The 16,855-nt window shown below is 46.3% G+C and carries 3 protein-coding genes; all 3 read right to left on the reverse strand.

Features of this window, described 5'->3' with window-relative positions:
- Positions 1 to 1,655 (reverse strand): condensation domain-containing protein (locus H580_RS0114490; RefSeq protein ID WP_028595413.1); only part of this gene is annotated, 1,655 nt, incomplete at its 3' end.
- A gap of 19 nt (positions 1,656 to 1,674) precedes the next feature.
- Positions 1,675 to 9,462 carry a non-ribosomal peptide synthetase gene (locus H580_RS0114495; protein ID WP_028595414.1) on the reverse strand — a complete coding sequence of 2,596 codons (7,788 nt, stop codon included), beginning with the start codon at positions 9,460 to 9,462 and terminating at the stop codon, positions 1,675 to 1,677.
- An 18-nt stretch (positions 9,463 to 9,480) separates the two neighbouring features.
- Positions 9,481 to 16,836, reverse strand: coding sequence for a non-ribosomal peptide synthetase (locus H580_RS0114500; RefSeq protein WP_028595415.1), 7,356 nt, complete (start codon positions 16,834 to 16,836; stop codon positions 9,481 to 9,483).
- Positions 16,837 to 16,855 lie beyond the last annotated feature (19 nt).

Raw genomic sequence — 16,855 nt, forward strand, 5'->3', positions numbered from 1 at the left:
TCAGCTGGATACCCTGGATCAACCGGCACATAAGCGCCGCCCGCCTTCCAAATGGCAACAATCGCAACCAGCATCTCTGGCGAACGATCCATTAGGATGGCTATCAGTTCTTCCCGCTCTGACCCTTGCGCCAGCAAATAGCGAGCCAATTGATTCGCGCGTGCATTCAATTCCGCATAACAGATGTCTTTTCCGTTATATCGGACAGCCGTTCGTTCAGGCCCATTTGCAACCTGGGTCTCGAACCATTCATGTACTGGCTGTGTTGGAAGCTCAGCATCGGTTTCGTTATAAGCTTCTATCAGCCGCGTCTTTTCTTCAACCGTAACGAGTTCAATTGCCGCCACTGCCACATTCGGATTCGCAGCTACCTGATTCGCAATATGCTCTACATGCATCGCCACCTGCTCTATATACAACGGGTCATATTTATTAGCATTAAAACTAAATTGAAAGGTCAATCCTTCACCTGGAGCTACCGTTATATCAAAATCGTAGTTAGTCTGTTCATAGGCATGGAAGCCGCAAATTTGAAAGTCCGATCCTATTTCCTCTGACGAACCCTCCAGTTCCTGTTGAACGGGGAAGTTTTCAAAGACGAGAACATGATCAATTAGATTTTGTCTCAGCTCTGTTTGATTTTGAATATCGTACAGTGGTACAAAGCTGTAGGCTTCCGCCTCTAGCGTTGACTCCTGAACACGTCGGACGAGTTCAGCAAAATGATCACCTTCCGCCTTTATGCGAACCGGAATCGTATTAATAAACAGACCGACCATATTTTCAATCCCAGCAATGCTGGAAGGTCTTCCTGACACAACTGCTCCAAAGACTGCATCCGCCGTGCCATTATACTTTTGCAATAAAACTCCCCAAATACATTGAACAACCGTACTCATCGTTGCTTGGCTGGCATTTGCCAGCCTATGCAGCGATGCTGTCGTTGCCTCTGACAGGCTGCAACTGACCGTCTGCTGGCGGTAACCGCCAGCAGTTCCAATCTGCGCCACCTTCGGCAACGATGTTCCTTGTTCATAGCCAAATAGAGTACGCCCCCAGTAACTCAACGCTTCTTCCTTGTCTTGTTCCCCGAGCCAAGCAATATAGCTGCTATAAGGTACTGCTTTGTAGCGTGGTACAAGAAGACCTTGCTTCTTCAGCTGATAATACTCCATAAACTGCTTCATAACGATGCTGACACACCAGCCGTCCATCACAATATGATGATGGCTCCATATCCAGCGATACGACGTTGCTGCAAGCTTGAACACGGTTAAACGCATCAATGGATCCTTAACCAGATCAAACCCTTTTGCCATATCTGCCGCTCTAAATTGGCATAATTTCTCCTGCTGCTCGTCTTGGCTTAATGCAACCCAGTCCTCATAGTGAACGGTAATAGGCCGTTCTTTCAATACCACTTGCCGAGGCTGTTTCACCTTGTCTGTCACAAATACAGTGCGAAATACATCATGACGGGCTATGACAGCATTCATACTTTCTTCCACAAGTTCCACATCAACTTCGCCAGCTATGTCAAATTCGATCTGTTCAAAATAGGCCGTTGATTTGCTATCCAGCATGGCATGAAACAAAATACCTTCTTGCATTGGCGACAACGAATAAATGTCCTGAATCTCCGGCTTCTTGACCATATCCCAACCACCTAATCATTTAGAGTAAACGAATGATATCCTCAATGTCTCCAAGCTCTTCTAGCGACATATCCTTGCCCGTGAAGTCTGATGCTGTGAGCTCGGAGTCTTCCTTTGATACACAGTGTTCGATTACAAGCAACAACTGTTCCTTGTACATAGTGATCAGTTGGTTGATCTCTAATTCGGAAAATTGTTCAGGGTGGTAATTAAACGATAGGGTCAATTGTCCGCCACTTACCATTCCATTGATATCAAGCGCATACGCGCGCTCCATTTCAGGGCTTAACGAATGGCCCATAGACAGAGATGACACGGATAGGCCTCGTCCTTGGACGTCCTGATCGAATTGACCTAAGTAGTTGAAGCTTATTTCGGGCAACACCCTTGTTCGACCTGCCGGCAGAAGATGCCCATCAGATAGGTAAGCAAGAATGCCATACCCGATTCCTTTGTTCGGAATTCTTCGCAAGTTATCCTTTACCCGCTTGATGGCATAGGACAGTTTCTCATCTTGATTGCAAGGCATTGGAACATGTGTATCAATAATGACCGGATACATCGTCGTAAACCAGCCTACCGTACGGGTTATGTCCATACCGTCCAATATTTGCTCACGTCCATGTCCTTCCAAGTTAATCTTAATTTGGTCCATGCTTTTCCATCGCTGGAAAGTTAGTCCCAGCGCTGTAAGCAGCACATCATTAATTTCTGTGTTGTAAGCACGATGCACCCGCTTCAGAAGTGTATCTGTATCCTGAGTGGAAAGTTCCAAAAATGCCGTCTCTGCTATTTTCCTGCTGCCTCTCGTCTTTGCGGAATTACCGCCAGTCAGCGGAATAATTTCTGCCTGCTCGACTTGGAGCCAGTAATCACGTTCCTTAAGCGCTTTGCGGCTCCTTGCATAGATCATGAGTTGCTGGGCATAATCCCGGAAAGAATGAGTTTTCGGTTGGAACATAATCTCATCTCCCCGACCAGCCTGCTCCAAGCCTAGCTTCAAATCCTCAAGCAGAATCCGCCAAGAAACCCCATCTACCACAAGATGATGAACCACGATGAGCAGATGATCGCCTTCGGCAGTCTTGAACCAACCAAGCTTGACCAAAGGACCCTGCTCTATGTTAAGGCTGGATTGTACACGACCTGCAAGTTGCTCGATTTCATCCGATGGATTAATCCTGTCGCATAGGTCATATATCAATAGTTCACACAGCGATCCGTCAGCACCACGATTTAGCTGAATGCTTTTACTTCCATTTGACTTATACACGATTCGCAGCGCATCATGATGAAGAACCAATTCCCGGAATACCCGATGTAGAATCTTCTCATCAAACCCTTCTGGATCGTAGAGCATAACCGACTGATTATAATGATGTGCATCTGTGAACTGTTGTGAAAAAAACCAGTGCTGGATTGGTGTAAGCGGAATTTCTCCTTCTACAATGCCTTGTTCAATTTGCTTCACATTAAGTGTTACATAATCACTCAGCAAGCCAATCGTACGCAAACGGAATAAATCCTTCATCTCCATGCTGTAACCATAACCGTGCAGTCTCGCAGACACTTGTATCGCCTTGATCGAATCTCCGCCAAGCTCAAAGAAATCATCCTCAATGCCAATGCGTTCTGTATCCAGCACATCTTGCCAGATTGCAACCAATACTTCTTCTATTTCATTGCGTGGATCGACATAGGCTGCAACTGTCAGGGTATATGCCTGCGGCTCAGGAAGTGCATTACGGTTCACCTTTCCATTACTCGTCAATGGTACCGCGTCCAATTGAATAAAATAGGAAGGAACCATATAGTCCGGAACGACCGACTTCAAATCGTTTCTCAGCACAGAAGCGCTCCGTTCAATTCTCGCCGCTGTTGTATAGTAAGCGCACAGATAGGCTTGTCCATCCTCATCCTTGCGAGCGACCACAACTGCCTCTTGTAACCCTTCGTGTCGCAGTAGTGCTGCTTCTACTTCTGCCAGCTCAATACGATGTCCACGGATTTTGACTTGGTGGTCAATCCGTCCCATATACACCAATTCCCCCTGGGGCAAACGTTTCGCCAAGTCGCCTGACTTGTACAGCCGCTCTCCTGGAACGAACGGACTGTTCAAGAAGCGCTCCGCGGTCAGTTCTGGTCTATTCAAATACCCACGGCACACACCTTCTCCGCCAACAAATAACTCACCGGTCACACCAATTGGAACTGGCTTCAGCTGATTGTCCAACACGTATGCTGTTAGTGTCGGTAGTGGTGTTCCGATATTCGCCGAATTCCCCTCTATTTCTGTTTGTGTAATTTCCTTATACGTGACATGTACTGTCGTCTCCGTGATACCGTACATATTAATCAGTTTCGTCTCTGGATAGCGTGTATGAAACGGCTTAAGCTGCAATGGGTTCAAGGCTTCTCCGCCAAAAATCACATACTTTAACGCGAGCTGACGCTTATGTCTCGCATCCTCCTGCAGCAAATGATAGAACGCTGTTGGTGTTTGGTTAAGCACCGTAACGCTCTCCGCGGCAAGCAACTGCAAAAATGCCTTCGGATTGATTGCAGTTTCCTTTGGAACGACTACCAATGTCCCTCCGTACAGCAGCGCTCCATACATTTCCCATACCGAGAAATCAAAACAATACGAATGGAACATCGTCCATACATCACGCTCATTAAAAGCGAACACATTTCGTTCATTGTGCACCAGCCGCACCACATTGCCATGTTCAAGCATCGCACCCTTAGGCTTGCCCGTAGTCCCTGACGTGTAAATGATATAGGCCACATCTGTAGGTTCATTGATAGAATCAAGATTTGCATAAACGATTGCATTGGTCGCGACCTCTTGATCACGGCTCTGATTCCGATCATTTAAATGGTGGTTTGATGCAAAATAATCGCCATTAAGCGTCAACACTTGCCCAGTAAAAGTGGCTGGCACGACCCTCCATTCATCTGCCAGCAGCCATGCCGCACCACTGTCTTCTAACATGAACTGCACACGCTCTAATGGATATGTCGGGTCTATTGGCAGATAGGCACCGCCTGCCTTAAGCACTGCCAAAAGTGTCATAACCATGTCTGCCGAACGTTCCATCATAACAGCAATAATGGAACCTCGTGCTATACCATTAGTCCGTAGTCGATGCGCCAATGCATTCGCCTTTCCGTTGAGCTCCTGATAAGTCATCCGCGTGCTTTCATGTATTAAGGCAACCCGGTCTCCCCAAGCCGCAGCTTGTTCCTCGAATATTCCATGAATGGTCTTTTCTCGCGGATAATTAGCCGCTGTTTGGTTCCATCCGTATAACAAGCTGTGCTTCTCTTCCGCTGATATGAGTTCAATATGTTGCAGCTGCACGTCAGGATTAGACGCAATTTGTTCCAATATACGTGTATAGTAGCCAGCGAACCTCTCTACCGTCTCTCTGTGAAACAGTTTTGTGCTGTATTCAAGGCTGAATCCGATCGTACCGTCTTGGTCATTCTCAATGGCGCTTAGCGTCAAATCAAATTTAGCAACGGGATGGTCAAACGCATAGGGCTCTACAGATAATTTCTCTGCTATACCTGTCCCCCGATTCATGTTCTGCAGAACGAACATTGTGTCAAACAACGCATTTCTACTGACATCACGCTTCAAGCTCAGCTTCTCGATTACATACTCAAATGGCAGTTGTTGATGTTCAAAAGCTTCCATGATATGTTCTCTTGCTTCTTCTAGGAAGGAGCTGAACGATTTCTCCGCATTTGGATAAAGACGGAATGCAAGAGTATTCACGAACATGCCTATGACCGTTTCTAAGTCTGGATGACTACGCCCAGCTATTGGGGAACCTACAATAATGTCCTCTTGACCCGATAATTTCGCGAGCAGCACATGGTAGGCCGACAATAGTATCATAAATAAGGTTGTGCCAGCATCTGCACTCCTTTTACGAATGTAAGCAGACAGGCTCTCACTAAGTTGGAAGGTTAGACGATCTCCCTCAAAACGGTATGTTAATGGCCGTGTCTCATCATACGGAAGTTCCAGTACTGGCATTGAACCGCTAAAACGCTGCAGCCAAAATTGCTCCGCCTTAAACATATCCTCTGATTGCAGCCATTCTTGCTCCCATACGGCATAATCCTTATAGTGAAGCCGTTCAGTAACAAGCTCTTTCCCTTCATAGCAAGCTACTAATTGATCCATGAATAAGCTTTGCGACATGCCATCTGTAATAATATGATGCATATCGATCATGAGCACATGGCGATGCTCCCCGATCAGTAGCAGTTCTGCACGCATTAACGGTGCCGCATTTAGGTCAAATGGGCGAATGAATGCTTGAACCCGTTCCTCCACCTCTTGCTCGTTGGCATGATGGACCAATAATGAGAATGGAACATCCGAGTGTATTTGCTGTACTGGCACACCATTGAAAAGTGGAAAAGAAGTTCGCAGTGCTTCATGATGGACAATCAATCTTCGAATCGCTTCCTCCAACTTATTCGCTTGAAGTGGCCCTTTTAGTTCATAGACATTCGGCACATTGTAAGCTGCCTGCGCGGATTCAAATTTCTGAAGCATGAGCATCCGTTTTTGGGCAGATGATACCGGATAGCACTCTCTTTTTTCCGCCAATGGGATCGTCCGCAGCTGTTCGATATTTCCTTTTTCCAACAACCCAGCCATCTGGGAAAGGGTTGGCGTCTGGAACACGAGTCGCAACGGGAGTCGAACCTGCATCCGTTTATGAATGAGCTGGATTAGCTGGGTAGCCTTCAACGAATGTCCGCCAAGGTCAAAGAAGCTGTCCCCACGACCAATACGGGCAACACCCAACACCTCTTGCCAAATGGCTGCAAGTTCTAATTCCGTTTTACTTGTCGGCTCCTCATAAGAGAGATGTGAACCACTTCCTTCCGGAGGCTCCGGCAAAGCCGTCTTATCTACTTTGCCGTTTGGTGTTAACGGTAGTTGTTCCAGTTTGACGAAGGCACTGGGAATCATATAATCTGGCAGACTTTCAGCAAGCCATTCTCGCCATTTTGCCGCTGTTACTTCTTCCCAACCGGCATAATATGCACATAAATACTTATCGTTTGCCGATGGTTCTGAGGACACCGCTTTCGTCCTAACCATAACAACAGCTTCTTTTACGGTTGAATGTTTCAACATGCGGGTCTCAATTTCACCAGGCTCGATTCGGAACCCACGGATTTTAACTTGTTGATCGATTCGTCCTAAATATTCAATCCTCCCGTCTGTCAGCCAACGAGCTAAATCCCCAGTTCTATACATCATCTTGTCCGAGCAAAATGGATCAGGCGTAAAATGCTCCGCTGTAAGCTGCTCACGGTTCAAATAACCTTTACCTACACCATCTCCTCCAACACAAAGCTCCCCTGGTACGCCGATCGGTACAAGTCTTCCTAAACGATCCATAATATAGGCGCTTGAGTTTGTTATTGGTCTGCCGATTGGGATGTTGCGCGCATACTCCTTGTCCACAAGACCACAAACCGAGAACGTTGTATTTTCTGTTGGGCCGTATCCATTAATAATGGCCAACTGCGGGCATTCCCGTCTTACACGATTAATGTGAACAGGAGATAACGCATCCCCTCCGACTAGCAGTTGCTTCATACTACGAAACATACCCGGTCTTTCCTGAGACAGTTGGTTAAACAGGGGCGAGGTTAGCCACATCGTCGTTATTTCATAATCTCGGATAGCGTCTTCTAGCCTACCAGCGTCCAATAACGTTTCCTCATCCGTCAAGCAAAGCGTCATACCATTTAAGAGCGTCCCCCATACTTCGAAAGTACTGGCATCGAATACAGCAGCTCCCGTTTGCAGCAGTCGATCACCTGCCTGCAATGTGGCATAATCGATGTTCCTCACTAAACGGACGATGTTGCGATGCGAAATCATGACACCCTTAGGCACGCCCGTTGTACCTGACGTATACATCGTATAAGCAAGGTGCTGCGCTTCTGCCAAGTTTGAAAAAGATTCATTCGGGACGTACTCTAATTCATCTGCTATGATTGTCTTAACAGACAGGGATTCGCCAGCAAAAGATAGATCTTCACGATCAGCTGCCAAAATCATGTAGCTAATATTGCTGTCATGAATCATGTATTCGATCCGTGTTGACGGATAATTCGGATCAATGGGTACATAAGCACAACCCCCCTTCAAAATACCCAACATGCCAATGACCGCTACTGCAGACCGATCAGCTAACAGCCCGATCGTATTCCCTTTTTTTACTCCTCGTTTCCATAATGCGGCTGCGACTTTATTGCTAGCCTCATCCAACTCCCTATAGGTCAGCTGGCCATTATGCCAAAGTATCGCATTGGCCTGTGGATGAATGTCCACTTGTGCGGCAAATAGCTCCGGAATGCTTTGATTGCGAGGATAATCTTTGCTAGTCGCATTGAAGTGAAGTAAGATCTCCTCTTTTTCAGCCAACGTAATAATAGGAATATCAGCAACCAACACATCTGGCTCAGTGATGACGGCTTCTGCAGCCTGCTGGAAATGTCCCCCGATTCGCTCAATGAAGACCCGCTCATATACCTGTGGGTTAAAACTCATCTTTACAAATAGGGATGTTCCTGGACCAATCGCCACCGTCAGATCATAGCTCGTCTGCTCAAAGACCTCGATATCATCAATAATAAAACCTGTATCCGTCCCCTGATTTGACTCTTCAATCTGCTCAGAAATTGGATAGTTCTCAAAGGCAACAATGTGGTTGATTAGACGGTGCTTCAGCAAACTCTCTGCTTGTATGTCATACAACGGATAATAATGGTGACTCTCCGAAGCCGCCGAAGCTGCCTGTACTTCGTGCAATAGTGCTGCAAAAGACTTTGCTCTGCCCTGAACACGTACAGGAACCGTATTGATAAACAGACCTACCATATGCTCAATGCCGAGGATGTCTGACGGTCTGCCGGAAACGACGGAACCGAACACGACATCATCCGAACGATTGTAGTACTGAAGCAGAGCACCCCACAGTGCTTGAATAACCGTATTTAGCGTGACACGTTGCGAAGAAGCTAACTGCTGCAGCCCGCTTGTCTGCTCCACCGTTAATCGAAACGATACCTCTTCTTGCTGGGCAGCACCGTTGTTCGTGCTCAATGCCTCCGTCTTGCGTGGAAGAGCAGCGAGCTGCTCATAACCGGCCAAGTAATCACGCCAAAAATGCTTTGATTGTTCCCGATCTTGCTTGTCCAGCCATTCCACGAACCTTCTATACGGAACCGGTTTTTCCAGCTCTGCCAACCGATTATCTCCACAAGCTTGATACAGTTGCATAAGCTCCTTCATAATGATGCCAATGCACCAACCGTCCATCAGAACATGGTGATGGCTCCATATAAGTACACTTCGTAATTCATCCAATTTCAGAACCGAAATGCGGACTAGAAGTTCACGGGAAAGATCGAAGCCGTACTCCTTATCCTTACGCTTGAACTCCTCCAACTTCCATTGCTTCATTTCTTCACCAAAGCCGGATAAATCCTTCGTTTGCACCTGTAACTGTCTTTTCTTCAGAACGACCTGTTGGGGCGTTTTTGTCTTCTCGTGAATAAAGTTAGTCCGTAAAATGTCATGCCGCTCGATAAGCTCATTAAAACTTCTCTCTAACCATTTGATATTCAAGCTTCCAGACAAATGAAATGTCGTCTGTTCAAAATAAGCCTGTGATTGTTGATCGAGCAGCGAATGAAACAGCATACCCTCTTGAAGCGGTGTACACGGGTAAATATTTTGAATCTCCAGCTTTGTGGACATATCCGCTACCACCTCTGCCTATAAATTGTTAAAGAAATCCTCGATATCTTCTACTTCTTCCAATGACAACTTCGAATTGCCAAGATCGCTCGGAGTCAGCTCTGTGCCTTGTCGGCTAGCACAGTGCTCAACGATGGTCAACAGATGTCCATGGAATGATGTAATCAACTGTTGAATCTGTTCCGCATCATATTCGTAACGATTGTAATTGATTGCTGCAGCAAGCCGACCTCCTGTAATCATGACTGTCATATCCAATACAGCCGGACGTCCAAAACGAGGACTAACCATCTCTCCCATCGCATATGGAGAGGCCAAAATACCAGCTTCCTCACGAGCAGTGTCAAATTGCCCCAAGTAATTGAAGTTAATCTCAGGATTTATCCGCCATTGAAGAGGCGCTGTCAACTCACGCGGAGTGATATATTTCAGAATGCCGTACCCCATCCCTTTACTTGGGATTTGCCGCAGTCTTTCTTTCACCTTTTTAATTCGATAGGAGAGCAGTTGTTGCTCATTCATTGCACCTGTTCCCGCTTCCATATCCAACAAAACGGGAAATGCCGATGTGAACCAACCTACTGTTCTGCCAAGCGCTATAGGGTGATGAAGCGGTTCCCTGCCGTGTCCTTCTAGCTGCAGCAACCATTTGTCTTCTCCCGTCCATTCCTGTAAAGCGAGGCCGAACGCGGTCAGCATAATATCGTTCATCTCCGTGTTGTAGGCATGATGAACCTGATGTAACAGTTGTGTCGTCTGCTCCTCATCCAGCGTCACTACAACTTCATCACTATCAGCGACACCATTTGATGGACACGGCTTCCGACCCGGCAAAGGCTTACTATTTTCTGCCTCAAGTCCAAGCCAGTAATCTATTTCCCTAAGAAGCTCCTTAGAAACAGCATAAGCTTGCAGTTTTTGTGACCAAACTTGAAAGGATTCCGTTTTGGCAGGAAGCTGGATTTCTCCTTCTCCTAAAACCTGATCATAGGCGTCTACCATATCCTCAAGCAAAATACGCCAAGACACTCCATCCACTACTAAATGATGAACGATAATGAGCAAATGATCGCCTTTCCCAGTCCGATAAAGCGCTGCTTTGAAAAGAGGACCTTCTTCTGGGTTCATGCTCCGCTGTAACTTAGAGGACTGTTCCTCGATATAGTGACCTGGGTCATCCAATGCCATGAGATCATGAACATCAAATTGATACACATTCGGCTCATCCACATCACGAAGCCAACCATAGACTTCTCCCTCTTTTTTGCGGAACACCGCCCGTAACATATCATGATGCTGCGCTATATGGGACAGTACTTGCCCAAGTGCCGTTTCATTGAATCCATTCGGCTTATATAGCATGATGGATTGATTAAAATGGTGCAGCTCTTCTTGATGCTCCTCAAACAACCATTTCTGGACAGGAGTGAGCGCATATTCACCTTGAACTGGTGATTGATCAACTTGCCTTTCGATTGTTCGAATATAAGTTGCCGCTTCTCGAATGGTCGGATTTTGGAACAAATCACGAACGTTCAACTCCAAACCCTGAACCTGAAGTCGGGCTGTAAGTTGTATCGCCTTTATTGAATCTCCACCAAGTTCAAAGAAATGAGCATCTGTCCCGACGTCGACACATCCAAGCACCTCTTGCCAAACAGCTGCGAGCACCTGTTCCATTACGGATTGGGCTTTTGTCAAGCTGCTGCTTGCCGCAGCCTGAACCATTTGTTCTGGCGCAGGAAGCGCCTTGCGATCTACCTTGTCGTTAGGTGTCAACGGCATTTTATCAAGCTGTATAAAATAACTTGGAATCATATAATTCGGGAGTGTTTCTGCTAGATGCTGCCTAATCGCGCTTACTATCACTTCTTCCACAGCGACATAATAGGCACACAAGTACAAATTGTCCTGCTCGTCTTCCCGATCAACGACTACTGCTTCCCTAAGCTGAGGCAATGCTGTCAGACAAGCTTCTATCTCTCCAAGCTCGACGCGATAGCCACGAACTTTGATTTGATGGTCGATTCGGCCAATATAAACTAAGTTGCCGTCTGGCAGCCAACATGCCAGATCACCTGTACGGTACATTCTGCGTGAACCATGAATCTCAGGTTGTATAAATTTCTCATCCGTCAGTTGCTGACGATTCAAATACCCTCGGGCTAGTGACTCACCCGCCACACACAATTCACCAGGAATGCCCATCGGCTGAAGTTGGCCAAGTTCATCCAAAATATAAACTTCCGTATTTGCAATTGGTCTGCCAATTGGTACCGTTTCAAGGTCAAAGGTTGATGGCTCAAACGGCCATACGCTTGTACACACGGTTGTCTCCGTTGGACCATAGCCATTGTAATAGTTAACTTGCGAGCTCCACTTCTTCACTAGCTTTGGTGAAATGGCTGATCCCGCGGAAATGAGTATGTGTAAACTCTTGATAGAATTCGGCTCAAGCTGCTGTAGATAAGTTGGGGGAAGTGTTGCTACTGTTACTCGTTCTTCATTCAAATAAGCAATAAATTGTGAGGGATTCATGATGATATCTTTCGTAGGAATAACAAGACATGCTCCTGTCAATAGGGCCATCGATATTTCCCAGATAGAAGCATCAAACGAGCTGCTTGCGAACTGGATAATACGATCTTCTCGCGTGATGTTCAGCTTCTGCTCAAAGTAAGACTTCAAATTCGCTAAACCTCGATGCTCTGCCATTACCCCTTTTGGCTTGCCTGTCGAACCAGACGTGTAAATAATATAGGCCAAGTCAGTCACAAGCGGAAAATGGATAGGAGACTCGTCCCAAAGATCAGTGTCTGTTTGCAGGGCTGTAGCATTTAATAGAATTACTTCTACATCACCATGTAGTGAAACAATCTCTTCTTTTCGTCGAGCAAGCACTAGTTTAGCCCCGCTGTCGCGAAGCATATGTTCAACACGATCCCGCGGATATTCTGGATCGATTGGAACGAAGGCTGCCCCTGCCATCATAACCGATAATGCACCGATCACGGTTTCTGCACAATGTGAGCACATTAGTCCAATAATCTGTCCCCGGCCAATGCCTCTTGCATTCAAATCGGCGGCTGTCCGAGCTGCTTGCATGTAAAGCTGTCGATAAGACCACTCTCCATCACCGCTCCGTACTGCGATGCGCTCAGGTCCTGCCTCCACTTGCTCCCTGAACAAAACAGGAAATGAAGCATGTGACGGATATGGCAGTTGCGTCGCGTTAAAGCTTTGCAAGAGCCTCCTACGTTCAGCAGGTAATAATATATCCTCCTTACGAGCTTGTTTGTCCGGCTGCTCCGCCATCGCGCGTAGCGTCTCAATAAAGTAGCCGACCATTAACTTCAGCTGTCCTTGCAGTATGCGTGAAGTGTCGTAAATGATATGGGCAGCAAATTGTTGGAAAGTGTTCAGTATAGAAAAATCAAATAAAGTGTTCGTTTTTTCCTGTCCCTGTACCGCCAATGTATCGTTTACTCGACTGAAATGATCCATCTCTTCATACACATGGAAATCAACAAAGTTAAAGACGGTATCAAACAGTGGATTTTCATCTTGGGATGTATCGCCAATCGACTTCAAAATTTCATACAACGGTAGTCTTCCATAATGCCTCATGTTGACCAGCTTTTGTTCTATTCCACGAGCATAATCGCCCCATGTCATTCCGTGCTCCATACGCATACGAACTGGAACTGTATTTAAGAAGCAGCCAAGCAAGCGTTCGGCATCGTCGCATACTGGGCGATTATTTTCAATGAGACCTACGATAAAGTCGTTTTCATAAGTCAGCATGTTAAGCATATATGCGTAGGCAGCAAAGCAGTAGGTTCTTAGACTAATTCCCTCCTGCTTCCCAACAGTCGCAAGACGGTGAAGAAGATCGACATCAAGTGCCAGCGTATAGGTTCCTTGTTGTTCCTGTGACTCCTCTTCCACTTTTAAATCGATCCATTCTGCACCAAGTATATCGTTCAAACCCTCTTCTGGGAGACTCGGCAAATGAAGACGTTTGTAGTCAGCCAATTCCTCCTTCCAAAAACCTTGGATAGAAGAGTCCTGTTTGAGTGCCCACTGCTCTGCCACATAAGCACGATAATCACTGCGGAGTGGCTCCGGCTTATAGGCAGGGTCCACTTTAAGTCTAAAATACGTGTTGGAAAGCTCCGTTATAAATGAAGCATTACTCCATCCATCCAAAATAGCGTGATGGAAAATCCAGCACATGCAAAACTGATCGGCAGCCGTTTTAAATAACTTAATTCTCCATAGCGGGGCTTCGCTCACTACAAATGGTTTCATAAGATCATGATCTAGAACTTGACGAATTCGCTCTTCCTGCTCAGCGCGCTGCAATTCACTCACATCTGCCCATTCTACGTCAGGCTGAACCTCTCGGCGAATGATTTGCATAGGCGTATCAAAATTACGCAGGTTGAAGCTCGCTCGGAAAATACTATGTTTGTCCACCAACAACCGAAGAGCCTTTAAAAATGTTTCGAATTCAAAACGGTCATCCGAGAAATGATAGATGAATTGGTCATGATACATCCCTTCTCCACTATGCATCATCGCGTAATAAACCATTCCACGCTCAATATCACTCATAGGATATAAATCCTCAACATTTTCAGGCAAAAATGCGCGCAGCGTCGGGTCGTCGAAAATTCGTTGCTTAAGCTTATTTAGTTCCTGTTCAGCCCATTTTACTGATGGAGCACCCCCAAATGCAGCGGTTGAATCAACATTTTCCTTGTTCTCCATTAGGGATGCCAATGCCGTATTGCTATCCAACTGCTCTTGCAGAATGAAAGCAAATTCAGCCACCGATTGATGCAAATATAAGTCTTTCATTTGCAGTTGAACCTGAAAGTCACGATTAACCCTGTTAATCAGCGAAATGGCTGAAATGGAGTCTCCTCCTAAATGGAAGAAGCTGCTTGTAACTCCCGCCTTCTTAGTTCCAGCTACCTCAGCCCAAAGTACTGCAAGCCTTGCTTCTAAATCATTACGCGGGTCAACCTGCTCGTCCGTCGACTCAATGCCAAGTGGCTCTGGCAACGCCTTCCGATCCACTTTTCCGTTTACGGTCATCGGAATTTCGCCAATTTGAATCATATGGGCTGGGATCATATACGACGGCAGCAGTCCCGCTAAATAATCTCTTAGTTCAGGCGCTGACATTCGCTCATCAGCCGTATAGTACGCGCAAATGTCAGGCTGCCCCCGGTCATTTCGGGTCAGCACAACTACCTTATTTACAGAAGGATGCTGCAGCAGTCGGTTTTCAATTTCACCTAGCTCAATTCGATAGCCGCGAATTTTCACCTGATGATCCAGCCTGCCCAAATATTCAATATCACCATTAGGAAGCATTCTTGCTAAATCACCTGAACGATATAGTCTTTCACCAAGTCGAAGCGGATTGTTCACGAATCGCTCGGCAGTCAACTCTGGTTGATTCAAATATCCTCTGGCAACGCCAAGCCCGCCTACACATAATTCACCAGCCATCCCTACAGGAAGCAAGTTAAGATACTCGTCCATAATGTAGGCCGTAAGTGTCGGAATGGGTTTACCTATATTGCTGCGAGACGTTCCTACATCTACATCTGCGAGCTCCTTAAACGTTACATGTACCGTTGTTTCTGTTATACCATACATATTTACAAGACGAGTACACGAATAACTTTCTTTCCACGGCTGAAGGAGCTTCGGATTAAGCGCCTCGCCGCCAAAAATAACGTATCTAACTTGAAGGGGCGGAGCTTTCTTATGCGCAGCATTATTAATCTGATCCACGAGCCGATAAAAAGCTGAAGGAGTTTGATTAAGAACGGTCACTTTTTGACGTTCGAGCAGTTGTAGAAATGCCGTAGGATCCTGAGCATCTTCTCTGCTTACTACTACTAGCTTCCCACCGTACAACAGTGCTCCGTACATTTCCCAGACGGAGAAATCAAAACAGAAGGAATGAAACATGGTCCACACGTCATGTTCATTAAAAGCAAATGGAAAACGGTCGTTAAACAGAAGCCGTACAACATTTCGATGTTCGATCATAACCCCTTTGGGCTTGCCCGTTGTACCTGAGGTATAGATGACATAAGCCAAGTCTTCCGGTTTGCTGGTTTCATCCCATTCATGTTGTGCCGTATTTCGAAGTTCTTGGATGTGTTCTGGCGCATCTATTTCGATTATCGTTAATCGTTCTCCTGCGAAACGAAACTGTTCCTTCAAGTGGCGCTGTGTGACGAGTACTTCTGCACCGCTATCCTCCAACGTGTAGGCAATCCGATCGACCGGATAGTCAGGATCTATCGGAACATACGCACCGCCAGCTTTTAGGATCGCCAGTGCCGTAATCACCATATTCATGGATCTGTCCAGAACGACAGCGACTAGTCGATTACGGGAAATACCAAGACTCCGCAGTTTAACCGCTAATTGATCCGATTGAATATCCAACTCACGGTAGGTCATCTCTCTATCTCCAAATTGAACGGCAGTTCGCTCTGGGTACTGTACCGCCTGTTTTTTAAACAAGCCGTGAATCGTTGCCGATGTAGGGTACCCGACATTGCTTTCACGCCACTGCTGATGCTGTCGCATTTTATCTTCCACCGTGACGAGTTCAACAGCAGCAAGTGACTGGTCAGGAGCGGCAATCCCCCCCTCAAGTAATAGCTGCAGTTGCACTGCGATTCGATCTATAGTCTCTTTATCGTACATCGTACTATTAAATGAGACTTCCATTAGCAAATCTTCCACACTAGATGCATGGAAGCGAACATGCAAATCCGTTTTTTCACCCTCCGGTAGTTCCTGATGAATGGAATGCAGGGAAGTAACGGTATGGAAATACTGCTCCGCACCCCAAGGCTGCTGCTTGTATACAGCAATCGCCGCAAACGGCAAGCTCTGGTACCTATCCGCCTCCATAACTAGTTCCTTCATTCGGCCCAACAAACTTTTTAAGCTGTCGTCTTGCTCCATGATCGCCCGCAGTGCAAGCAAATGACCTTCATTGTCTGCTGCTTGCGCTTGGCGAAATACCGGCATACCAATAGTCAGTTCGTCATTGCCCGTATGCTTGTACAGCAAGTAAACAACACCCGCCGTCAATATCATGTACAAGCCTGCTTGTGAACCACCACATAATTCATTGATCCGCTTGGAAAGATGTGAGTCGAAATGATATCGCTCGGACTTCATTTGTACAGTCCCAACCTCTTCATAAGAGTCGTTGGGGAATTTCCCGAACTGCAATTCTCCTTCCAATTGGTTAAGCCAGTAATTTCTTTCCGCTTCAAACCTAGAATCGGAAAGCATTACATTGTACGCAAGTCGATCCATTACGCTCATGTCTGCCTCCTTACCGATT

The sequence above is a fragment of the Paenibacillus assamensis DSM 18201 genome, from assembly GCF_000422445.1.
Classification (GTDB): domain Bacteria; phylum Bacillota; class Bacilli; order Paenibacillales; family Paenibacillaceae; genus Paenibacillus_B; species Paenibacillus_B assamensis.